Raw genomic sequence first — 21,416 nt, forward strand, 5'->3', positions numbered from 1 at the left:
CCGGCACGCTGGTTCACCGTGTTGTGCCTTCGGGCTGCGACAGGGAGCGGACTTCTGCGCGAAGACGGCGGTTCATCAGCGGAATAGCCGGTGCCGGGGCGGGTCTGGGACTCGCCCCGGTGGCCGGAGGGCGGGCCGCGGCGGCGCCCGCACGGGCAACCGGGGCGCCCCGGGTGTGGCAGGCCGTGCCGGTACCGGACGGCGCACCGGCCGCCCAGCTGCGGGACGTCACCGGCGCGGGGGGCCGGCCTGGCGGGGGCCGTGGGCGAGGAGGGCCGCAGCGGAAGCACCCTCGGCTCGCCCCTGGCTCTGGTGTGGGACGGCGGCCGATCGGCAAGCCGCCGGGAGTGCTGCTCCTGCACGGCCACGGCAGCACCTGGCAGGGCGTGACGGAGCCGTTCGGTGCCGGCATGCTCAACGGGATCGTCGCCGACGCGCGGGGACGGCCCGGCCGGATCGCCGGCTGGGACTTCTGGGACCAGCCCCGGGCCCACCACCTGCGCTGGGACGGCACGGCCTGGGTGAGCGAGCGGGGGCCGGTGGCCACGACCCCCGTCGTCATGAACGCCCTGGCGAAGGTGCCGGGCTCGGACGGCTACCGGGCGGCCGGGACGACCCCGGCCTCGGCGTCCTCGACCGCCCTGCCGCACATCGAACGCTGACCGGGCCCGTCACGCCAGCCGGATCACGTTCCAGGACAGCGGCTCCAGGACGGCGCTGAGCGTGCCGTCCTTCAGGGCCGTGCCGTCGACCGTGTGCGGGGCGACCCGCTCGGGGGCGTCGAGGGTGTTGCGGGCGTCGGGGTCGGCGTCCGCGAGGGCGCTGTGCTCGACGACCCGTGTGAGGTCGAGGCCGCTCAGGGCGACGTCGAGGGGCAGGGCGTCGGTGCGGCTGCGGTTGACGGCGAAGACGGTGACGGTGCCGTCCTCGGCGCGCACGGCGGTGGCGTGCAGCAGGTCGGTCTCGCCGTACTTCTTCGTCTCGTGCTTCGGCGAGTCCACGCGGACGTCGAGGACTTGGCCGCGGCCGTACCTGCTCGCCTGCGCGAACGGGAAGAACGTGGTCTGGCGCCAGGCGGGGCCGCCCGGCTCGGTCATGATCGGCGCGATGACGTTGACGAGCTGGGCGAGGCAGGCGATCGTGACGCGGTCGGCGTGCCGGAGCAGGGCGATGAGGAGCGAGCCGCAGACGACCGCGTCCATGACGCTGTAGTTGTCCTCCAGGAGGCGCGGGGCCTCGGCCCAGTCCCGCGCGCCGGAGTTCTCGATCTCGTGCCACTCCGACATGTACCAGACGTTCCACTCGTCGAAGGAGAGGCTGATCTTCTTCTTCGACTTCAGCTTCGCCCCGATGTGGTCGGCGGTGGCGACCACGTTCTCGATGAAGGACTCCATGTCGACGGCGGAGGCCAGGAAGGAGTCGAGGTCGCCGTCCTCGGGCTGGTAGTAGGCGTGCAGGGAGATGTGGTCGACGAGGTCGTACGTCTCCTCCAGGACCGTCGCCTCCCACGCGGCGAACGTCGGCATGGACTGGCTGGAGGAGCCGCAGGCGACGAGTTCGACGCCCGGATCGATCTGGCGCATCGCGCGGGCGGTCTCGGCGGCGGTCCGGCCGTACTCCTGGGCGGTCTTGTGGCCGGTCTGCCAGGGGCCGTCCATCTCGTTGCCCAGGCACCAGAGGGTGATGCCGAAGGGGTCCTTGTCGCCGTGCGCGGCACGGAGGTCGGACAGGGCCGTGCCGGCCGGGTGGTTGGCGTACTCCTGGAGTTCGAGGGCCTCGGCGACACCCCGGGTGCCGAGGTTGAGGGCCATCATGGGCTCGGCCTGGGGGCCGATCTTCTTCAGGAAGGCGATGTACTCGGAAAGGCCGAAGCGGTTGGTCTCGGTGGAGCGCCAGGCGAGGTCGAGTCGGCGGGGGCGGTCCTCGACCGGGCCGACCGAGTCCTCCCACTTGTAGCCGGAGACGAAGTTGCCGCCGGGGTAGCGGATGGCGGTGACGCCGAGTTCCCTCACGAGGTCCAGGACGTCCTGGCGAAGGCCATCCGCGTCCGCGGAGGGGTGACCGGGTTCGAAGATGCCGGTGTAGACGCAGCGGCCGAGGTGTTCCACGAAGCTGCCGAAGAGGCGGGGGTTGACCTCGCCGACGGTGAATGCGGGGTCGAGGGTGAAGCGGGCGGTGTGCATGCTTTGCCTTTCGGGGTTCAGTTTCGTCTGATTACTGGCCTGCCAGGCCTGTGTGCGCTACGCGCCACGATCTGCCTCTGGAAGAGGACGAAGACGATGATCAGCGGCAGGCCCGCCATCAGGCCACCGGCCATGAGCTGGGCCCATGGGATGGCGTAGGAGTTCATGACCGTCGCGATGCCGTTCGGCATGGTCATCAGGTCGGGGTTGTCGGTCACCATGTACGGCCAGAGGAAGTTGTTCCACGAGGCGATGAAGGTGAAGACGCCGACGGCGGCCGAGCCCGCCGAGAAGCCGCCTGCGGTTCAGGTCAGGTCGTCCCATGCCCTGCCCTTACGATCGATGATCAGAAACCGTTCGGTATTTCGGATAGCGCTCGCTACTTCGAACGGGACCGTAAATTCGAAGCGCTTGCGCGTCAATGGTCCGGCCGGATTTCGGACAGGACGTTCCGGGCAGGAACGGTCGTTCTCCGTTGAACATCGGACGTCGGATCGCATGACGCGCACACTTCCGGGCGCGTAGTCTCGGACGCGCCGGCAGGGCCGTCGTCGGTCGACGGGCCGGCGGTGAGAAGGGGGAGCGATGGACATCGCGGGCGCGCGGATCAGGGCCGCCCGAGTCACCGCCGCGCTCAGGCGCCCACGCAGTGGCTCAGCCATGCGCGGCCTGGCCGCCGAACTCGCCACCGCGGTGGGGGCGAGACCCCACTACCCCGCCGACGTACGGTCGCTGTGCCGGGCACTGTGCGAGGAGATGAGCACCCGGCGCGGTGGACGGCCCGTCGAGCTCCGCTTCGAGCGCTTCCCGGACGAGATCGAAGTGACCGGCCTGTGGGTGGAGTTCCAGGATTTCGACCTCGTCATCGTCGAGGAACGGGCCGAGGCCGTGCAGCAACTGGTCATCCTCGGGCACGAGCTGTGGCATCTGCACGCGGGGCACCGCCATCACCCGGGGGCGGGTGCGGCGGCGGCCGACGCGTTCTCCGACCGGCCGGGGTGGAAGGACTTCGCGCTGACCGTGGCCGCCCGCAACGGCTCCCGGGAACGGGACGAGTCCGAGGCCGACGCCTTCGGACATCAACTGGCGGCGCGCTGCCGGGCACTGCTGCCGGGCGGGCGCGGACCGGACGTACCCCTCGAACCCCTGCAGCGGTCGCTGGGCTACCGGGGACCGCGAGGAGGTGCGGCCCCGTGACGACGGTGGCGCTCACCCCGGCCGAGTTCGTCAACCAGTTCTATCCGAACTTCTGGTGGATCCCCGCGGGGGTCCTCGCCGCCGCCCTGGCCATCAAGCTCCCGAGCATCATCCGGCTCTGGAGGGACCCGCTGCTGCGCGCGGTCGGCGGGCTGCTGCTGCTCGCCTGCGCGGTGTTCGTCTTCGTGGCGCCGTCGACGATCGCCCGGGTCAACCGGCTCACCGGGGTCGCGAACTTCTCCGGCCCCTGGGTCTACTCGCTGCTCACCGCGTTCTGCGCCTCCTGCCTGCTGCTGATCCTCTCCTGGCGCAACGGCCTGTCCGACCGCTCGGACCACACCCGGCGCGCGATGCGGGGGGTCGTGGTGGTCTATGCGAGTGTGATCGTCGCGATGTGGGTGCTGTTCGCCCTCGCGGACGTACCGGAGGAGCGGCTGCGGGATCTCGACACGTACTACGCGAACACCCCGTACATGCGCGAGATGATCGTGCTCTACCTGCTCGCGCACACCCTGGCCGCACTGGTCACCAACGGGCTGATCTGGAACTGGGTCCGCACGGACGGGCTCGACTCGCTGCTGCGCTGGGGGCTGAAGTTCCTCGGCGTGGGCTACGCGGCGCAGCTGTTCTTCGACGCCGCCAAGATCAGTGCGGTGGTGGCCCGTTGGGCCGGGCGGAACGTGGACTGGCTGAGCACGGCCGTCGCCCCGCCGCTCGCCTGCCTGTCCGCCGTGCTCATCGCGGTCGGCTTCATCCTCCCGCACGCCGGGCAGTACCTGCACGGCCGCTGGCACGTCCGGCTCGCCCTGCACGAACTGCGGCCGCTGTACCTGCTGATGAAGACGGTCAACGGCGCAGGGGTCCCGTTCCTGCTGCGCGCGACGCCGGAGCTGCGGCTGGTGCGCCGGGAGACGTTCATCCGCGACGTGCTGCTGCCGCTCGCCCGGCACATCGACGAGGACCGGCGCGAACGGTTCCACAACGCCGCCCTCGCCCTCGGCCACCCGCCCGACCTGGCGAAGGCACTCGCCGCCACCGCGGCGATCCTGGACGCGATCGACACCAGGAACCGGACCGGGGAGGACGACGGCACCGGTGCCCGCGACACCACGGACCTGCTGCGCGAGATCGGCGCCGTGTCCCGGGTGCTGCGCCGCCCGGAGGACCTCCGGGCGATCCGCGTCCTGGCGCGTGACACCACGGACGGCAGGTCGCTCACCGGCTGAACCGCACAGGGGGGCCGCGGGCACGGTACGTGAAGGTACGGTGAGAGCCGTCCGGGGCGGGGCCCCGCATGGCTCGAAACCGTTGCCGGCGGAGGGTGTTGTGCGCTGCGCGGCTGTGGCCGGACGACGGGGAATGCCCGCAGGGCACAAGGAGCCTTCATGGCTGAGTGCGAGGAGTCGCATGTCGCGTAGAGCAGTCGTCATCGGTGCGGGTCTGGCCGGAATGCTGGCCTCGGCGGCCCTGTCCGCCGTCGCGGACGAGGTGATCGTGCTCGACCGCGACGATCTGCCCGAGGGGCCGGAGCACCGCAAGGGCCTGCCGCAGGGACGTCACGCGCATCTCCTCATGGCGGGCGGACTGGCCCCCATGGAGGAGCTGGTGCCGGGCGTGAGCATGCGCAAGCATCTGCTCGCCGCGGGTGCGCACGAGATACCGCTCGGCTCGGGCATGGTCGCCCTCACGCCCGAGGGCTGGTTGCGGCGCTGGCGTCACCCCGGGCCTCGGATGCTGACCTGCACCCGGGCCCTGCTCGACTGGGCGGTGCGGGGGGCTGTGCTGGACAGCACGGCGGTGGTGATCCGCAAGGCGCGGGTGCTGGAGCTGACGGGGTCGCGGCAGCGGGTGACCGGAGTGCGCCTGTCGACCGCCGCGGGGGAGGAGGACCTCGCCGCCGACTTCGTGGTGGACGCGAGCGGACGCGGCTCCCGGATCGTGCACTGGCTGGCGCGGCTGGGCGTCGACGACGTGCGCGAGAGGACGGTGGACGCCGGCCTGGTGAACGCCACCCGTCTCTACCGCACTCCCGAGGGGGCCGGGCGCTTCCCGCTGACCATGGTGCAGGCCGATCCGTATCGGGGACGGCCCGGCCGCAGCGGCATGGTGCTGCCGATCGAGGGGGACCGCTGGATGGTCAGCCTCGCCGGCACGCGGGGCGGCGGCGAACCGCCGTCCGACCCGGACGCGTTCCTGCGGTACACGCTGGAGCTGCCCGACCCCATCGTGGGCCGTCTGATCTCCGGCGCGGAACCGCTCACCGAGGTCCACGTCAGCCGCAGCACCAGCAATCACCGCCGGTACCTGGAGAAGGTCCGCTCCTGGCCCGACCGCCTCGTCGTCCTCGGTGACGCGCTGGCCACGTTCAACCCCGCCTACGGACAGGGCATGTCGGTGGCCGCGCTGGGCGCCCTGGAACTGGACCGCGAGCTGCGGCGGTCCGGACTCGGCGAGCCCGGGCTCGCAAGGCGTGTGCAGCGGCGGGCGGCCGGACCGGTGGAGGCCGCGTGGACGATGGCGGTGAGCCAGGACGTCTGGTACCCCGGGACGCGCGGGGGCTCGCCCGGGGTCGCCGACCGCCTGGTCACCGCCTACACCCGCCGCATGATCCGCACGGCGACCGGCTCGTACCCGGCGGCGTCGGCGCTCTGGGACGTGATGAGCATGACGACGGGGCCGACGCGGCTGCTACGGCCCTCGACCGTGCTGGCGACGCTGAGCGGGCCGCCGCTGCCGGCGGCGGTGGGGGCGCCGCTGACGGAGGACGAGCGGACGGTCCTGCGGCGGCTGGACCACACGGGACGCTGAGGCCGGGACCGGGGCTGGGGCCGGCGGGTCCGTCCGGGGTCCGCGCTCCGTCGGCGTACGCGCCTGCGGGCGCCCCGGGGACCCGGCCGCCCCCGCCCGCCTCACATCAGCCCGCGAACGGCGGGTGCGCCAGTCCCCTCCCCGCCCCGGGCACCACGAACAGGGATCCCGCGAGCGCGGACGGCTCGGTGAGCCCCACGCGCGCCGTGGTGATGTACAGATCGCTCAGGTCGGCCCCGCCGAAGGCGCAGGCCGTGACCAGGGGCACCGGCAGCTCGACCACCCGGTCCAGCACACCGTCGGGGGTGTACCGCCGCACCGCCGACCCCTGCCACAGGGAGACCCACACGCACCCCTCGGCGTCCACGGTCAGCCCGTCCGGGAAGCCCGCGCTCTCCTCGACCTCGGCGAGGGTCCGCCGCCCGGTGATCCGCCCGTCCTCGTGGTCGAAGACGTCGACCCGCCGGGTCGGGGAGTCGACGTAGTACATGAGGCGCCCGTCGGGGCTCCACCCCGTGCCGTTGCTGACGGCCACGTCGTCGAGCACCACGTCGACCGAGCCGTCCCCGGTGACGCGGGACAGCGTCCCGCCCCCCGGTGCCTCGTCGTAGCGCATCGTGCCCGTCCACAGCGTGCCGTCGGGTGCGACGGCGGCGTCGTTGGCGCGGCGGCCGGGGACCGGCTCGTGGTGGAGCCAGCGAAAGCCGCCGTCGGGGTCGAGGAGGCCGATCCCGTCGCGCAGGTTCAGCACCAGCCCGCCGCCGGCGCGCGGCTTGACGGCGCCGATGTGCTGTTCCGTGCGGCGCACGGAGCGGCGACCGGTGGCCGGGTCGTAGGTGTGCAGGCGGGAGCCCAGGATGTCGATCCACAGGAGACGGCCGGTCGCCGCGTCCCAGGTGGGTCCCTCGCCGAGCTCGGCCTCGGCACGCACCGCGACCTCGTACGACGTCGTCATGCCACGCCCCGGTGCCCGAGGCGCTCGGAGAGCTCGGCGGCCCCCTTGGCGGCGAGCTGCTCCAGCTCGGCCCGGCGCTCCTCGCTCCAGCGGATCATGGGCACCGAGATCGACAGGGCGGCGACGACCTGCCCGGTGCGGTCGCGGACCGGCGCGGCCACGCAGGACACGTCCGGGTTGGACTCGCGGTTCTCCACGGCGAGGCCCCGCTCACGGATCTCGGCCAGGGCCTCGCGCAGGGCGGCCGGGTCGGTGATGCTGTTGGGGGTCATCGCGACCAGCTCGGCGCCGTCGGGGATGCGCGCGGTGAGCTCCGGCTCGGGAAGGGAGGCCAGCAGCATCTTGCCGACGGACGTGCAGTGGGCGGGCAGCCTGCGGCCGGCCGCCGACACCATCCGCACGGCGTGCGTGGAGTCGACCTTGGCGATGTAGATGACGTCCGTGTCCTCGAGGATCGCCACGTGCACGGTCTCGTCGCAGGTCTCGGCGACGGCCCGGGCGACCTGCTGGCCCTCGGCCGCGAGGTCGAGCTGCTCGGAGTAGCGCGCACCGAGCTGGTACGGGCGCACGCCGAGCCGGTAGCGTCCGGGCTGGCCGGGCATCGGAACGATGTACTTCCGGGCGGCGAGCGTGGTCACCAGCTCGTGCACGGTGGTGCGCGGCAGCTGGAGCCGGCGCACGATGTCGGGGGCGGAGAGCGTCCCGTCCCCGTCGAGAAAGAGCTCGAGAATGTCGAGAGCCCGGGTCACAGCTGGTACGAGGCGTCCCACGACCGGCACCCTCCCTAAATGTCTCAGGCGCCTGTGTTCGAGATTTCAACAGGCGATCGGCATGACGAACACAGGCTAGCCACAGAGGAATGCCCGGGCAATGGGCAGAGCCCCGTGGGCGGAAACCCCCGAGCACGCCACGTGCGCGTGGTGTGCACATCAAAGTGCCGTGTGTGCGACACGTCACAGGTGTCGCAGAGGCGGGGGGATTTCTGTGCGTGACATGACCATGGGCTCGAACGTGTCCTCAGCTGCCCTGAGCGAGAACATCGGCTCCGCGATCGTGAGTCTGGGCTGGTCCGACCTGACCGGGGAGGGCGACGCCGGCACGCCGCTCCCGCGTCAATCCCAGCTCGCCGCGTAACCGCTGGGCCCGCAGCACCAGTTCCAGTTCGAAGCGGCGGTCGGGGTCGTCGATCTCGTCGCCCCACAGTTCGCGGATCTGGCGCAGGCGGTAGCGGACGGTCTGGGGGTGGACGCCGAGGCGGGTGGCGACCTCGGGGGCGCCGCCGCGGGTCTCCAGCCAGGCCAGGAGGGTTTCGGCGAGGCGGCGGCCGTGAGTGGGGCCGCAGTGGGTCAGGGGGGCCAGGCACCTGAGGGCCAGGTCGTCGATCAGTTCCTCGGGCTGGAGGAGGACCAGGGCCTCGGTGTGCTCGGTGCAGTAGAGGACCTCGCCGGAGGGGAGGAGGCCGCGTTCCATCAGGCGGACCGCCGCCTCCGCCCAGCGCAGGGACTTCGCCGCGTCGGTGAGCGGGACCGGCGGGCCGATCGCGCCGGACCAGCCGGCCAGGGCCCGGTAGACGAGCTCGGGGCGGCCCGCCGCGTCCGGCTCGGGCACGACCATGCGGGGCTGCTCGTACTCCATGTCGAGCAGGACGCCCTGGCCGACCGCGGGGGCCATCGCCTCACGGGCCGGGCGGAGCAGCACGCCCACCGCGACCTTCGCCGGTAAGGGCCAGCCGATGCGGGCGGCGCGTTCGGTGAGGGCCTCGGCCGGGTCGCCGCGATGGTGCTCGGCGAGCAGCAGCTCCATCAGGCGGCGTTGCAGACGCAGGCGTTCGCCGGCCTGGCGGGCCGCGGCCTCGGCGTAGCCGCGTACGGACTGGTCGACCAGTCCGTCCAGGTACTCGTAGCCCGCGTCGACGAGTTCGTACATCGCCGGGGGCGGGATCTCCACGCGCTGGCCGATGTCGGCGAAGCGGCGCCAGGCCAGGCGTACGCCCATGCGGTAGATGGCCTGGAGGGAGTCGAGGGAGCGGCCGTCTCTGCCCTCGCCGCGGCCGAAGTCCTGGAAGACGCCGGGCGGGACGGTCGGGCGGCCCTCCGAGTGCTCCAGGTGCTGCACGAACACCTCGATGGCGCGGCGGATGCCGACCAGGGCCATCGGCTCGCCGGAGTCGTCGAGGACGACGGGCAGATGCGGGTACTCGCGCTGGATCTCGCAGAGGATCTCCTCGGCGAGCGCGGGTGCCTCGGCCATGGCGATCGCGGCGAACCGGCGCACCTGGAAGCGCGGCACGTCGTGCCAGGCCGAGCGGGTCGTGACGGCTGCGGTGCGGGCGGCCGTCACCGTCAACTCCCCTGACCGTCTTGCTCGTACGTGATCAGGGGGGTGTTCGGCTGGTCGGGTGTGGCTTCGAGCAGCGCGACCACGCCGAGGGCGGCGCCCACGGCGAGGGCGGCGCCGAGCGCGACGGTCAGCGCGGCAGCGAGCAGTCTGGACATCGCAGGGTCAGCCTCTCTGTCCGGATTCGTCCGGAGAACATCCGGCGGTTTCCCCACCCCGGCATCCCGTCCCTGCCTGTCGCGCCCAGTCTCGACAAGCATTGACACCCCGTCAAGAGCGGCCTACGGTTCCCGGCCCAACCGCACGCGCTGTTTCCTCCGCCGTGTCGGCCCTCTCGTACGTCGAGCCGTCCCAAGCCACTGGAGTGCCCGGATGCGCCGTACAACCTCTCCCTTTTCGCTGGTCCTGCTGGGTCTCGGCACGTTCCTGCTGGTACTGGCGCCCCTGCTCGCCTGGTACGTGGAGCCGCGTGCCGCGGTGAACCCGATCGACATCGACACCACCGCCGTCTACACCGGCCGGGGCAGCGTCTTCGACACTGACCGGATCGAGACGGTGCCCGACCGGACGATCACCGTGACCCAGCGGGTGCGGGGCAACGTCGAGGACAGCGAACGCAGCGGCAACGCGATCTGGGACGTGACGACCACGGTCGACACCGACAAGTCGCTGCCGGCCGCCGATCCGCACGACGCGCTGGACTTCGTGCCGCACCGCTGGGTGATGGACCGGAAGACCACGCGGCCGGTGCACTGCTGCGAGGAGAAGCCGTACATCGAGGGCGAGGCGTATCTGAAGTTCCCCTTCGACGTGCAGAAACGCTCGTACCAGTGGTGGGACAACACCCTCGGCGACACGGTGGTGCTGCGCTACCGAGGCACCGCGAAGGTCCAGGGCCACACCGGCTACAAGTTCACCGGCTCCGTGCCGCCGACCAGGACCGGCACGCGCATGGTCCCCGGCAGCCTCGTCGACCAGCCGAAGCGGCCGCAGGTGCTGGCCGAGGAGTGGTACTCCAACCACGGCTTCGAGCTGGTCGTGGACCAGGCGACGGGCCGGGTGATCTACGCGCAGACCGGCCCGAGGCGGACCCTGCGGGCGCCGGGCGGCAAGAAGGACGCGGCGGTGCTGCTGGACAGCCCGAAGGTCTCGTTCACGACCGCGACCCAGAAGGAGGCCGTGCGGCAGGCGAAGCGGGACGGCGGGCAGCTTCGGATGGTGGGCACGACACTGCCGGTCGGGGCGGCGGTGGGCGGCCTCGTGCTCGCGGTGGTGGGTGGCGTTCTCGTGGCGCGCGGGCGGAAGGAGCCGGAGAACCCCGTTCCGGCCGATACGTCCGGAACGCCCCAGCCCACTCTCACGAAGTGATGTGACGTCAGCTCCAACAAAGCCCGAAATTGTCACGTCGGTGAGTAGCCGTGGCGAACGTCCGGGCGAAAACTGTCCAACCCCACCCCAGCACATCCCGTCCACACTCCGCTCCCAGGAAGAACTCGGGCTCCCCACGAGCCGACCCCTCCGTGACGACCACACCCCCACGTTTTCCCCACGCTGAGTTCCGCACCCCGAGACGAGTTGGAGCACCCATGCCCCAGCACGTACCGTCCACTCCCCCACTCTCGGCTGCGCTCGAGCGGGGGGTCCCCCAACGCGCCGCGTCCCCCAACGCGCAGCACCCCCCGGCGCTCCCCCCACACCCGCGCCGGATCGTCTTCCTCGCCCATCGTGATCTGGACAACCCGTCCGCCGGCGGCTCCGAGCTGCTGGTCGACAAGCTCGCCGACGGCCTGACCCGCCTGGGCCACCAGGTGACCCTGCTGTGCGGGGGGCCCGCGGCCTTCCGCGACTACCGGGTCGTGTCGGCGGGCGGCCCGTACGGGCACTACCTGCGCGCACGGTCGGCCTTCACCCGCCGGGTCGGCGACTGCGACCTGCTGGTCGAGGTGTGCAACGGCATGCCGTACCTGGCGCCGTTGTGGCACCAGGGGCCCACGCTGACCCTGGTCAACCACGTCCACACGGACCTGTGGAAGATGCGCTTCGGCGGGCCGCTGGCACCGGCGGCACGGATCGGCCGGAGACTCGAGCACTGGGCCCTGGCCGGGGCGCAGCAGCGGAACCTGCTCGTCGCCGTGTCCTCCTCGACCGCCCACGCGCTGCGCGCGATCGGGGTCGAGCGGGACCGGATCAGAGTCGTGCACAACGGGGTCGAGGAGCCGGGCCCGCGGGCCGACCGCTCGGCCGAGCCGCTGTTCGTCGCCGTCGGGCGGCTGGTCGAGTACAAGCGCATCGATCTGCTGCTGCGGCTCTGGGAGCGGGTGCGGCCGGTGACCGGCGGCCGGCTGGTGATCGTCGGAGACGGGCCCGAACGGGACCGTCTCGAACGGCTCGCCGGTCCCGGTGTGGAGTTCACCGGGTATGTGACGGAAGCCGAGAAGCACCGGCTGCTGTGCGCGGCCTGGCTGTTGCTGCACCCCTCCGCCGTGGAGGGGTGGGGCCTGGTCGTGACGGAGGCCGCGGCCCGCGAGACGCCGAGCGTGGCCTTCGACGTGCCGGGTCTGAAGGACTCCGTGGTGGACGGCGAGACCGGCGTTCTGGCCCGCGGCGAGTCGTCGTTCGCCGCGGCCTGGTGTGCGCTTGCCCTGGCCGGGCGGGAGAGGGAGTTGATGGGGAAGGCGGCGCGCGAGCGCGCGGCGCAGTTCCGGTGGGACCGGACTGTGCGGGCGTTTCGGGTCGTCGCCGCGGAGGCGGTGAGGGGCTGGGGGCCTTGAGGCGGCGTGCGCTGGTCCGAGGCCTGCCGCGCCCACGGGGCGCAGCCGCGCACGGTGCAGCCCCGCGCCCCTCTCATCGCGACCCCTCGTTCCGGAGATCTCTGGCCCTGTTCCGTGCCTTCCTCCACGAACAGGACGATCCCGAGAGCTGTTACGCGTTGCTGGCGCGCGACGCCGTGGACCAGGTCGAGGCCTACGACGGTCCTGTCGCCGGGCGTACCGTCCTGGACATCGGCGGCGGCAGCGGCTACTTCACCGAGGAGTTCCGGCGCCGCGGTGCCCATGCCCATCTGCTCGAACCGGACATGGCCGAACTGGGCGAGAAGCCACCCGACGGCACGGTCGTCGCCGACGGGTACCTGCTGCCCCTGCGGGACGGCGTCGCGGACGTCACCTTCTCCTCCAACGTGCTGGAACACGTGGCCGATCCGGAGACGTTCCTCAGCGAGCTCGCCCGGGTGACGCGGCCCGGCGGGCTGATCTACGTGTCGTTCACCAACTGGCTGTCGCCGTGGGGCGGGCACGAATGGGCCCCCTGGCACTACTTCGGTGCGGAGCGGGCCCGGGCCCGCTACCTGCGGCGCACCGGCACGCCCGCCAAGCACACGCTCGGCGAGAACCTGTTCGCGGTGCACATCGGCTCCACCCTGCGGCAGGTGCGCGCCCGGGACGACGTCACGGTCGTCTCGGCGCGCTCCCGCTACTGGCCCTTCCTCGCGGAGACCGTCGTCAAGGCGCCCGGCATCCGCGAGTTCGCCACCTGGAACCTCCTCCTCATACTGCGGCGGTGTCCCCCATGACGACCACGGTCCAGGCTCCTCCCCCGGCAGCCGTCCCCACCACCGCGACCACCGCGGGCCCGCCCGACGGCCCGCGGTCGCGACGCTGGCTGGCGGCCTTCTGGGCCGTGGCGTTCGTGCTGTTCGTCGCGGTGCGGCCGGGGCGGCAGACCTTCGACACCAAGCTCGGTGTCACGGTCGATCCGGGGCAGTTCCTCGCCGATCTCGGCCAGTTGTGGCACGACCGGGCCGGGTTCGGCGGGATCCAGGACCAGTACGTCGGCTATCTGTGGCCGATGCTGCCGTTCTACTGGCTGTGCGACCTGCTGCGGCTGCCGGTGTGGCTGGCGGAGCGGCTGTGGCTGTCACTGATCGTGTCCGTCGCCTACTGGGGGGCGTTGCGGCTGGCGGAACGGCTGCGGGTGGGCAGCGGGGCGTCCCGGCTGCTGGGCGCGGTGGCCTACGCGCTCTGGCCGGTGTTCACCACCGTCATCGGGTCGACGTCCGCCGCGGCGCTGCCCGGCGCCATCCTGCCGTGGGTGCTGCTGCCGCTGACGAACGAGCGGTACGCGGCCCGGGTCGCGGCCCTGCGGTCGGCGCTGCTCGTGCCGTTCATGGGCGGGGTCAACGCGTCGGCGACCCTGGCCTCCCTGCTGCCGGCCGGGCTGTATCTGCTGTCCCGGCCGCCCGGGCCCCGGCAGCGCAAGCTGATCGCCTGGTGGGCCCCGGCCGTGATCGTGGTGACCGCCTGGTGGTGGGTGCCGCTGCTGCTGCTCGGGGTCTACGGCGAGAACTTCCTCCCCTATATAGAGACGGCGCAGACGACCACGGACACCATGTCGGCGACCGAGGCACTGCGCGGCGCCGGGAACTGGGTCGCCTATCTGCACCTCGGTGAGGCGTGGCTGCCGGCCGGCTGGGCCGTGGCCTCCTCCGTGGTCGTCATCCTCTGCTCGGCCCTCGCGGCCGGACTCGGACTCGCCGGACTCGCCCGGCGGGACATGCCCGAGCGGCGGTGGCTGGTGCTGACGGTGCTCGTGGCGGCGCTGGTGCTGCTCGCCGGGTACGGCGGCGCGTTCGGGGCGCCGTTCCACGGGGTCGTGCAGGGCTGGCTGGACGGGTGGCTGTCGCCGTTCCGGAACATCTACAAGTTCCAGACCGGTGTGGCGCTGGCGCTCGCACTGGGTCTGGCCCATCTGGTCGGTGTGGCCGCCGAACCGCACGGGGCCCGGCGGGTGCGCGGCCGGCGCTTCGCCCCGCTGATCGCGGCCGTGCTGATCGTGCCCGGACTGCTGTGGCCCTACCTCAACGGCTCGATCCTCAACCCGGGTTCGTTCCAGAAGCTCCCCGCCTACTGGCAGGCCACGGCCGACTGGCTGGAGAAGTACTCGCCCGACTCGCGTGCCCTGGTCGTCCCGGCGACCGCGCACGGCGTCTACTCCTGGGGCTCCCCCATCGACCAGCCGCTCGACGTGCTCGCCGAGTCGCGGTGGGCGCAGCGCGACTACGTGCCGTTCGGCACGCCCGGCAACCGGCGCGCGATGGACGCCGTCGAGCAGGCGCTGCTGTCCGGCGCCCACGTACCGGGCCTCGCCGACTACTTGAGCCGGGCCGGGCTGTACTACGTCGTCGTCCGCAACGACCTCGACCCCGACCAGATCGGTTACGTGCCCACCACGACCGTCAAGCGCACCCTCGAACAGTCGGGGTACGAGCGGGTGACGGGACTCGGGCCGGTGATGACCGGCGGCCGGATCGCGCAGGACGCGCCGCTCCAGGTGGAGGGGCTCTACCCGCGGCAGCGGGCCGTGGAGATCTACCGGCCCACGGGTCAGGATGTGCTCCGGCCCGGGCAGGCCGGGCTCGCCCCGGTCGCCGACACGGCCGTGGTGTCCGGCGGACCGGAGGCGCTGCTGCCGCTGGCGGAGCGGCTGCGCGGGCGGGCGGCCGTCCTGACCGGCGACAACCACCCGGGGCTCGGCACCCCTGCTCTCCAGGTGGTGGGCGACGGGCTGCGGCGGGCGGACACCCGGTTCGGGCTGGTCAACGCCGGCACCTCGTACACGTACACGCGCGACGAGCGCAACGCGCCGGACGCGCTCCAGGACCCGGGCGAGAAACCGCGCCAGATCCTGCCCGCTGAGGGCACCGGTCACCAGACGGTGGCCGAACTGCGCGGCGCCCGCTCGGTGTCGGCGTCCTCGTACGGCAACTGGCTGTTCCACCTGCCGCAGTACGACCCGGTGAACGCCTTCGACGGCGACCCGGACACCGCGTGGGCGGAGGGCGCGCCGGACACACCGGACGGGCAGTGGCTGCGCATCGGCTTCACCGGCTCCTACGACATGCCGTCCTCGTTCAAGGTCACGCCGCTGCCGCAGGAGAGCGTGCGCGCCGCCGCGACCAAGGTCCGGGTGGAGACCGAGAAGGGCGAGCGGACCAGCTTCCTCCGGCCGAACGGCATGACCCAGCGGATCAAGGCTCCCGAGGGCGCGACGGGCTGGATGAAGCTGACGATCGTGGACTCCGTGGAGCGCCGGGCCGGTCTGACCGGCGCCGGCTTCTCCGAGATCGATCTGCCGGACGTGCAGGTGACGCGCCTGCTGCGGCTCCCGGCCGACGCCGAGGACGCCACACCGGCCGCGACCGTCGTCTCCCTGCACCGCGCCTCCGACCCGACGGGTCTGTCCGCGACCGGCACCGAGGCCGGACTGCACCGCCGCTTCACGACCCCGGCCGCCGGGACGTACGAGGTGAAGGCGAGCGCGGTGCCGGTGCCGGGCGAGGAATTCGACGAGCTGCTCTACGAGGTCGCGCCCGAACAGCAGGCCCGGATCGTCGCCACCGCCGACTCCACGGCGAGCCTCGGCGCGGGCCTCACGGCACGCAATCTCACCGACGGCGACCTGACGACGGCGTGGGTCGCGGGCGACCGGCCGACCATCCACCTGCGCTGGGAGGGCAAGCAGCCGGTCGGCGAACTGGTCCTGGCCCCCGCGGGCGGCCTGTCCGCCCGGGCCTCCGAGGTGCACATCAGCTCCCCGGACGGCGCGGCCATCGCCGGCGTCGACGAGAACGGCTGGGTCCGCTTCCCTCCGATCACCACCGACCGGCTCGACATCACGATCACCGAGACGGCCCCGCTGACCCTGCACAACCCGGTCGCCGACGAGGACCTGCGCCTCCCGGTGGGCCTCACGGAGGCCTACCTGCCCTCCCTCGACCAGTACCGCACCCCGCAGCCGGACGGCACCCGGAAGTTCTCCCTCCCGTGCGGCAAGGGCCCGGACGTGGCGCTGGACGGCGGGCTGTACCAGACGAGCGCGAAGGGCACCGTCCGGGACCTGGTGGAGCGCCGGGGCGTGGAGGTGACCCTCTGCCAGGACGGCCGGGACGACACCGAGGTGCGGCTCTCCTCCGGCGACCACCGGCTGGAGGGCGCGGACGCCGGCCCGCTCGCGCTGACCGACGTGACCCTGACCCGCGGCACGGTGTCCGAGGCCTCCGCGGCCGGGCGCGACCTGCGGATCCGGGACTGGCTGGGCGACCGGCGCGCGGTGACGGTCGGTTCGGGCGCGGCCTCGTACCTCACGACGTACGAGAACTTCAACGACGGCTGGAAGGCCACCCTGAACGGCAAGGAGCTGACCCCGGTGCGGCTGGACGGCTGGCAGCAGGGCTGGCGGGTCCCGGCAGGGTCGGGCGGCGACGTGACGCTGTCCTACGAGCCGGCCACGACGTACGACGCCGCCCTGATCGGCAGTGGCGCCGGGATCGCGGTCCTGCTGGGCCTGGCGCTGTGGCGCCGCCGCGCCCCCAACCCCGACGCTCCGCAGCCGGTCCCGCCGCTGCCCGGGCTGTGGCTCGGCACGGTGGCGCTGACGCTGGTCGGGGTGGTGATCGCGGGCTGGTTCGCGCTGCTGGTCCCGGCGCTGGCGCTGCTCGCCGCGCGGCGGCACACCCTGCTGGTGCCGATCGCCTTCGCCGCCCTGGCCGGAGCCGGGATCGTCGCGGCGTCCGGGGCCGGGGAGCCGGTGGGCGCGGGCGAGGGGGCGTTCGGGCACCTGGCCCAACTTCTGGCGCTGATCGGCCTGTTCGCGGGACTGGTGAGCCTGCGCGAGGAGCCGCCCCCGGAGGCGCCGACGCAACAGCTGCCGAGGACCAAGACCGGGGAGGACGAACCCGTATGACGGCACCGGTACGCATCCCGTTCCCGGTGGTGGACGACATGTCCCGGCACTGCCTCCTGTTCGCGGGACTGGTGAGCCTGCGCGAGGAGCCGCCCCCGGAGGCGCCGACGCAACAGCTGCCGAGAACCAAGACCGGGGAGGACGAACCCGTATGACGGCACCGGTACGCATCCCGTTCCCGGTGGTGGACGAGGTGTCCCGGCACTGCCTCCAGGAGGCGGAACCGGAGACGGTCCACATCGAGGTCCACCTCCCGGGCCCCCTCGACCACGCGCGGCTGCGCAAGGCGTTCGTGGAGGCCCTGCACCGGCATCCGCGGATCCTGATGCGGGAGGCGCGGGGGCCCTGGTACCGGCGGAGTTACGAGTGGGAGCTGACGCCGGAGCCCGACGTGGAGGTGGTGACCTTCGCCCCGCCGGGCCCACGCGCCCTGCACGACGCCCGGACCCGGGCCCTCACCAACGCCCCGCCGCTGTCGACGTCCCCGCCGATCCGGCTGGAGGTGGTGGACTCGGTCCTGCTGCTCACCATCAACCACACCGCCCTGGACGGCCCGGCGTGCCTGCGCGTGCTCGCCACGGCCGCCGAGCTGTACGGGGGCCGGGACAACGCCCCGGCGGCGCCCCCGGCCCGCCCCGCCGAACCCCGGCAGGAGGTTCCGGACACCCCGGGCCCCTGGTCACCCCCCGCGCGGGTGGCGCACGGCACCCCCGAGCCCTCCCCCGGCAACGGCCTGCTCGTCACCGAGCTCCCCCTCCCGCACCGCCCCGAGGGTTCCCCGTACACCGTCAACGACCAGCTCATGGTCACCACCGCCCTGACCATCGCCCACTGGAACAGGGAGCACGGCGCCCGCCCCCGCCCCCTGCGCATCACCATGCCCGTGGACGACCGCCCCCGCGACACCACGATGCCCATCGGCAACGGCACCCGCCTGGTGGAAGTCCCGTACGCGCCGCGGGAGCTGGACGTCACCGACATGCCTGCCCTGCTGCGCCGGACCGCGGAGCGGACCCGCGCCCTGAAGTCCCTCCCGCGCCCCCAACTCGGCCACGGCGCGGCCCTCCTGACCGCCCCCTGGGCGCCCGTCGCCGCCCGCGCCGCCCTCACCCGCACCCTGCGCCGGGCCGCCGCGCCCTGGACGTCGACGACCCTGCTCAGCAACATCGGCCGCATCCCCTACCCCCTGGACTTCGGCGAGGAGGCGGGCCGCGCGCACGCGGTCTGGTTCTCGGCACCGGCCCGGATGCCACGCGGCCTGACCGTCACCACCGCCTCCACGGCCGGCCGTCTCCATCTGGCCCTGCGCTGGTCGAAGGCCCTGCTCAGCCACGGCGACGGCGCCCACCTCCGCGACCTCTTCGAGCACTACCTGCACACCACGGAGGTGACCCCGTGACCGCACCGGCCGCCACCGGGCCCCCGCCCCGCGACCTGCGCGACTTCTACGAGAACCCCGCCGTGCCGGTCGCCTCCGGCACCCCGCGCAGCCTCCGCCAGGCCCGCATGCTGGCCCGGGCCCTGAGCGGCCCGGCGACCACGAGCCCGCGGACGATCATCGACATCGGCTGCGGGGACGGCACAGCCGCCGCCACCGCCGCCCCACTCCTGCCCGGCCACCGCGTCATCGGCGTCGACTGGTCCCAGGACGCCCTGCGCCGCGCCCGCACCCGCATCCCGTACGCGGTGCGCGGCGAACTCACCGGCGGCGGGCTGCCGTTCGCCTCCGGGTCGGCCGACGCCGTGCTGTTCGGCGAGGTCGTCGAGCACCTCGTCGACCCGGACGCCGCGCTCGACGAGATCCGGCGCATCCTGCGCCCCGGCGGCCATCTGATGCTGTCCACGCCGAACCTGGCCGCCTGGTACAACCGCGGCCTGCTGCTGGCCGGTGTGCAGCCGGTGTTCTCGGAGGTCAGCCTGCGCGGCATCCACGGCCGCCCGGGCAAGGAGGTCGTGGGACATCTGCGGCTCTACACCGCCCGCGCGCTGAAGGAGTTCGTCGCCGCGTCCGGATTCGACGTCGTACGACTCGAAGGGGCTCCCTTCCACGGCGTGCCGCGCCCGCTGCGCCCGCTGGACCGGCTGGCCTGCGCCCGGCCGCAGCTCGCGTCGATCCTGCTGCTGCACGCCAGGAGGACGTAGCCCATGTGGTGGGGAGTGGCCGCGGCCCTGCTGGCGAACACCCTCTACAGCCTGGGCTTCGTGCTGGAGAAACGTGCCCTCACCTCCCTGCCCGAGGTGACGATCCGGCAGCCGGCCCGACTGCTGCGCCTGGTCCTCGGCAGCCCCCTGTGGATCGGCGGGTCCCTCGCCCTCGCGGCCGGTTTCGCCGCGCAGCTCGTCGTCTACCGCACCCTGCCGATCGCCGCCGCCCAGGGCATCTTCGTCTCCGGCCTGGTGCTGCTGGTGCTGCTGTCGGCGCGGCTGCTCGGGGAGGAGACCTCCGGCCGGGAGCGGTACGCGCTGGGCGCGATCCTGCTGGCGCTGCTGATGGTGGTGCTGTCGCTGCGGGAAGGGTCGGACACCGTCGGCCAGGACGCGCCCTACCCGCTGATCCTGCTGGTGTGCGTGCCGTCGCTGGCGGCCGGGGTGTGGCTGTACGCCTCGGCCGAGCGGCGCACCCGCAACCGGCACCGCCGGCCGACGACCGGCGTCGAGTACGGCGTGGCCGTGGGCCTGCTCTACGGGGTCAGCTCGCTGGCCATCAAGGGCGTCTCCAGCCGGCTGACGACCCACGGGACCGGCGGCGCGGCGCCGGCCCTGCTGAGCTCCCCCTATCCGTATCTGCTGCTGTTCACCGGTGTGTTCGGCCTGGTGATGTCGCAGGCGGCGCTGCAGCGCTGCCGGGCCTCGCTGATCGTGCCGGTGTGCACGACCGTGACGAGCCTGTTCACGGCGGTGCTCGGCACGCTGTCGTTCGGCGAGGCCCTGCCGGACGAGCCGCTGCGGCTCGCGCTGAGGGTGGCGGGCACGGCCCTGGCGGTGGCCGTGCTGCTGACCATGCCCAAGCACGACACCGCTCCCCAACCCTCCCCACCCGCCAAGGAGCTGGCATCCCCATGAAGCCCGACGACCCGCTGCTGAAGATCCTGGCGTGCCCGCTCGACAAGGGGCCGCTGCATCTGCTCGTCGAGGAGGCCGGGCGGGAGGAGGCGCTGTACAACCCGCGTCTGCAGCGCCGTTACCCGATCACCGACGGCATTCCGCAGCTGCTGCCGTCCTCGGGCGAGCAGGTGCCGGACGACGAACACGAGGAACTCCTGAGGAGGATGGCGCCGTGACCAGCCTGGCGGCCCGGGTCGCCCCTCTGCTGCCCACCCGGCTGGTGGCCGCGACGGCCCGGGCGCTGTACCCCCGGTTCGAACCGGAGCTGGCCCGGCTCGCCGAACTGTGCCCGCCGGGCTGCGGTACGGCGGTGGACGTCGGGGGCTGGTACGGGCCCTGGACGCACCGCCTGTCCGCCCTCGCCGAGCAGGTCGTGACGGTGGAGCCGGTGCCCCATCTGGCGCGGCTGCTGAGCGCCGCCGCCCCGCCGAACGTCCGGGTGGTCCGGGCGGCGGCCTCGGACCGGCCGGGCATCGCCCGCCTGTGGCTGCCGTCGGACGACTCGGGCGACCGGGGCGTGTCCTCGCTGGTGCGGCGCGACATCCACGCCCGCGCGCTGGACGTCCCCTGCGTCACGCTGGACGAGCTGGGCCTGCGCGACGTCGGCTTCGTCAAGATCGACGTGGACGGCAACGAGCCCGCGGTGCTGCGCGGCGCGACGGGCCTGCTGGCCCGTGACCGGCCGGCCCTGTTCGTGGAACTGGAGTCGAGGATCCAGCCGATCGCGCCGGTGGTGACCTACCTGTCGCTGCTGGGCTACGACGGCTGGGTGCTGCCCGGCGACACCTGGGTGCCGCTGGCGAAGTTCCCGCTGGAAAACCACCAGGCCCGCGCGTCCCACGTCGTCTCCCACGGCCTGCTCCGCCGCGTCCTGCCCTCCCCGCTCCTGCGCGGCCCGCGCTACGTCAACTCCGTCCTGTTCCTGCCCGACGGCCGCCGCCCCGGCAAGGCCCCGGTGGGCGACCATGGGTCCCATGCCCTCCGCAAAGCACCCCGCTAGTAGATCGTCGCGGCTAAGTGTCGTTCTGGTTGCTGGAGTTGGGCAGAATCTCCCTGTCGCTTCCTTTCGGCCGTCAGGGGTGCTGTGTCTT

Annotated in this window: 19 protein-coding genes and 1 pseudogene; 14 read left to right on the forward strand and 6 right to left on the reverse strand. The window is 72.9% G+C overall.

What is annotated here, in order from left to right:
- Positions 1-314: 314 nt before the first annotated feature.
- A complete protein-coding gene (locus HDC93_RS38710) occupies positions 315-662 on the forward strand; it encodes a hypothetical protein (RefSeq protein ID WP_260419735.1) in 348 nt (115 codons plus the stop codon).
- A gap of 9 nt (positions 663-671) precedes the next feature.
- Here the strand turns inward: HDC93_RS38710 and HDC93_RS24735 are convergent, their stop codons facing one another.
- Together HDC93_RS24735 and HDC93_RS24740 are read right to left on the reverse strand one after the other, a co-directional pair.
- The gene (locus tag HDC93_RS24735; RefSeq protein ID WP_185013033.1) at positions 672-2,183 is read right to left on the reverse strand and encodes an alpha-N-arabinofuranosidase; all 1,512 of its coding nucleotides are present in this window, start codon (positions 2,181-2,183) and stop codon (positions 672-674) included.
- A 31-nt stretch (positions 2,184-2,214) separates the two neighbouring features.
- A pseudogene (locus HDC93_RS24740) lies at positions 2,215-2,461 on the reverse strand (carbohydrate ABC transporter permease); the annotation flags it as partial.
- Between the two features lie 307 nt (positions 2,462-2,768).
- Between HDC93_RS24740 and HDC93_RS24745 the strand changes: the two are divergent.
- The 3 genes from HDC93_RS24745 to HDC93_RS24755 all read left to right on the forward strand — a co-directional run bounded on the left by HDC93_RS24745 (position 2,769) and on the right by HDC93_RS24755 (position 6,188).
- A complete protein-coding gene (locus tag HDC93_RS24745) occupies positions 2,769-3,380 on the forward strand; it encodes a toxin-antitoxin system, toxin component family protein (protein WP_185013034.1) in 612 nt (203 codons plus the stop codon).
- Positions 3,377-4,606 (forward strand): DUF6545 domain-containing protein, encoded by a 1,230-nt coding sequence (locus HDC93_RS24750; protein ID WP_185013035.1) that lies wholly within the window; start codon positions 3,377-3,379, stop codon positions 4,604-4,606. The genes HDC93_RS24745 and HDC93_RS24750 overlap by 4 nt, the downstream gene beginning before the upstream one ends.
- Before the next feature lie 181 nt (positions 4,607-4,787).
- Positions 4,788-6,188 (forward strand): NAD(P)/FAD-dependent oxidoreductase, encoded by a 1,401-nt coding sequence (locus HDC93_RS24755; protein ID WP_185013036.1) that lies wholly within the window; start codon positions 4,788-4,790, stop codon positions 6,186-6,188.
- 106 nt (positions 6,189-6,294) lie between these two features.
- Here the strand turns inward: HDC93_RS24755 and HDC93_RS24760 are convergent, their stop codons facing one another.
- The 4 genes from HDC93_RS24760 to HDC93_RS24775 form a co-directional block, all read right to left on the reverse strand.
- Positions 6,295-7,143, reverse strand: coding sequence for an SMP-30/gluconolactonase/LRE family protein (locus tag HDC93_RS24760; RefSeq protein ID WP_185013037.1), 849 nt, complete (start codon positions 7,141-7,143; stop codon positions 6,295-6,297).
- Positions 7,140-7,913, reverse strand: a complete 774-nt coding sequence (locus HDC93_RS24765) for an IclR family transcriptional regulator (protein WP_185013038.1) — start codon at positions 7,911-7,913, stop codon at positions 7,140-7,142. Before HDC93_RS24765 ends, HDC93_RS24760 begins: the two co-directional genes overlap by 4 nt.
- 247 nt (positions 7,914-8,160) lie before the next feature.
- Complete coding sequence (locus HDC93_RS24770; protein WP_311774615.1) at positions 8,161-9,483, reverse strand: helix-turn-helix domain-containing protein; 1,323 nt, start codon at positions 9,481-9,483, stop codon at positions 8,161-8,163.
- 2 nt (positions 9,484-9,485) lie between these two features.
- Positions 9,486-9,638, reverse strand: coding sequence for a hypothetical protein (locus HDC93_RS24775; RefSeq protein ID WP_185013039.1), 153 nt, complete (start codon positions 9,636-9,638; stop codon positions 9,486-9,488).
- Between the two features lie 214 nt (positions 9,639-9,852).
- On the opposite strand from HDC93_RS24775, the gene HDC93_RS24780 reads away from it, so the two are divergent.
- The 10 genes from HDC93_RS24780 to HDC93_RS24825 all read left to right on the forward strand — a co-directional run bounded on the left by HDC93_RS24780 (position 9,853) and on the right by HDC93_RS24825 (position 21,325).
- Positions 9,853-10,848, forward strand: coding sequence for a DUF3068 domain-containing protein (locus HDC93_RS24780; RefSeq protein WP_185013040.1), 996 nt, complete (start codon positions 9,853-9,855; stop codon positions 10,846-10,848).
- Positions 10,849-11,066: 218 nt separating this feature from the next.
- Positions 11,067-12,251: a glycosyltransferase family 4 protein gene (locus HDC93_RS24785; protein WP_185013041.1), complete on the forward strand. Its 1,185-nt coding sequence runs from the start codon at positions 11,067-11,069 to the stop codon at positions 12,249-12,251.
- A 23-nt stretch (positions 12,252-12,274) separates the two neighbouring features.
- Positions 12,275-13,051: a bifunctional 2-polyprenyl-6-hydroxyphenol methylase/3-demethylubiquinol 3-O-methyltransferase UbiG gene (locus tag HDC93_RS24790; protein ID WP_185013060.1), complete on the forward strand. Its 777-nt coding sequence runs from the start codon at positions 12,275-12,277 to the stop codon at positions 13,049-13,051.
- On the forward strand, positions 13,048-17,220 hold the full coding sequence (locus HDC93_RS24795) for an alpha-(1->3)-arabinofuranosyltransferase (protein ID WP_185013042.1): 4,173 nt from the start codon (positions 13,048-13,050) through the stop codon (positions 17,218-17,220). Before HDC93_RS24790 ends, HDC93_RS24795 begins: the two co-directional genes overlap by 4 nt.
- The gene (locus HDC93_RS24800; RefSeq protein ID WP_185013043.1) at positions 17,217-17,375 is read left to right on the forward strand and encodes a hypothetical protein; all 159 of its coding nucleotides are present in this window, start codon (positions 17,217-17,219) and stop codon (positions 17,373-17,375) included. Before HDC93_RS24795 ends, HDC93_RS24800 begins: the two co-directional genes overlap by 4 nt.
- Positions 17,372-18,619, forward strand: a complete 1,248-nt coding sequence (locus HDC93_RS24805; RefSeq protein WP_185013044.1) for a condensation protein — start codon at positions 17,372-17,374, stop codon at positions 18,617-18,619. The genes HDC93_RS24800 and HDC93_RS24805 overlap by 4 nt, the downstream gene beginning before the upstream one ends.
- A complete protein-coding gene (locus tag HDC93_RS24810; protein WP_185013045.1) occupies positions 18,616-19,362 on the forward strand; it encodes a bifunctional 2-polyprenyl-6-hydroxyphenol methylase/3-demethylubiquinol 3-O-methyltransferase UbiG in 747 nt (248 codons plus the stop codon). The genes HDC93_RS24805 and HDC93_RS24810 overlap by 4 nt, the downstream gene beginning before the upstream one ends.
- Before the next feature lie 15 nt (positions 19,363-19,377).
- Positions 19,378-20,283: a hypothetical protein gene (locus HDC93_RS24815; RefSeq protein ID WP_185013061.1), complete on the forward strand. Its 906-nt coding sequence runs from the start codon at positions 19,378-19,380 to the stop codon at positions 20,281-20,283.
- Entirely contained in the window at positions 20,280-20,501 is a 222-nt protein-coding gene (locus tag HDC93_RS24820; RefSeq protein WP_185013046.1) for a Trm112 family protein, read from the forward strand. The genes HDC93_RS24815 and HDC93_RS24820 overlap by 4 nt, the downstream gene beginning before the upstream one ends.
- Complete coding sequence (locus HDC93_RS24825; protein ID WP_185013047.1) at positions 20,498-21,325, forward strand: FkbM family methyltransferase; 828 nt, start codon at positions 20,498-20,500, stop codon at positions 21,323-21,325. Before HDC93_RS24820 ends, HDC93_RS24825 begins: the two co-directional genes overlap by 4 nt.
- Positions 21,326-21,416: the final 91 nt, after the last annotated feature.

This window comes from Streptomyces sp. AK010 (genome assembly GCF_014207295.1).
Lineage (GTDB): Bacteria > Actinomycetota > Actinomycetes > Streptomycetales > Streptomycetaceae > Streptomyces > Streptomyces massasporeus.

Bases quoted from the DNA above. Each gene is read 5' to 3' on its own strand.
- HDC93_RS24795 (WP_185013042.1), top strand. From the start codon at position 13,048: ATGACGACCACGGTCCAGGCTCCTCCCCCGGCAGCCGTCCCCACCACC.
- HDC93_RS24755 (WP_185013036.1), top strand. From the start codon at position 4,788: ATGTCGCGTAGAGCAGTCGTCATCGGTGCGGGTCTGGCCGGAATGCTG.
- HDC93_RS24800 (WP_185013043.1), top strand. From the start codon at position 17,217: ATGACGGCACCGGTACGCATCCCGTTCCCGGTGGTGGACGACATGTCC.
- HDC93_RS24735 (WP_185013033.1), bottom strand. From the start codon at position 2,183: ATGCACACCGCCCGCTTCACCCTCGACCCCGCATTCACCGTCGGCGAG.
- HDC93_RS24775 (WP_185013039.1), bottom strand. From the start codon at position 9,638: ATGTCCAGACTGCTCGCTGCCGCGCTGACCGTCGCGCTCGGCGCCGCC.
- HDC93_RS24760 (WP_185013037.1), bottom strand. From the start codon at position 7,143: ATGACGACGTCGTACGAGGTCGCGGTGCGTGCCGAGGCCGAGCTCGGC.
- HDC93_RS24780 (WP_185013040.1), top strand. From the start codon at position 9,853: ATGCGCCGTACAACCTCTCCCTTTTCGCTGGTCCTGCTGGGTCTCGGC.
- HDC93_RS24745 (WP_185013034.1), top strand. From the start codon at position 2,769: ATGGACATCGCGGGCGCGCGGATCAGGGCCGCCCGAGTCACCGCCGCG.
- HDC93_RS24785 (WP_185013041.1), top strand. From the start codon at position 11,067: ATGCCCCAGCACGTACCGTCCACTCCCCCACTCTCGGCTGCGCTCGAG.
- HDC93_RS24805 (WP_185013044.1), top strand. From the start codon at position 17,372: ATGACGGCACCGGTACGCATCCCGTTCCCGGTGGTGGACGAGGTGTCC.
- HDC93_RS24820 (WP_185013046.1), top strand. From the start codon at position 20,280: ATGAAGCCCGACGACCCGCTGCTGAAGATCCTGGCGTGCCCGCTCGAC.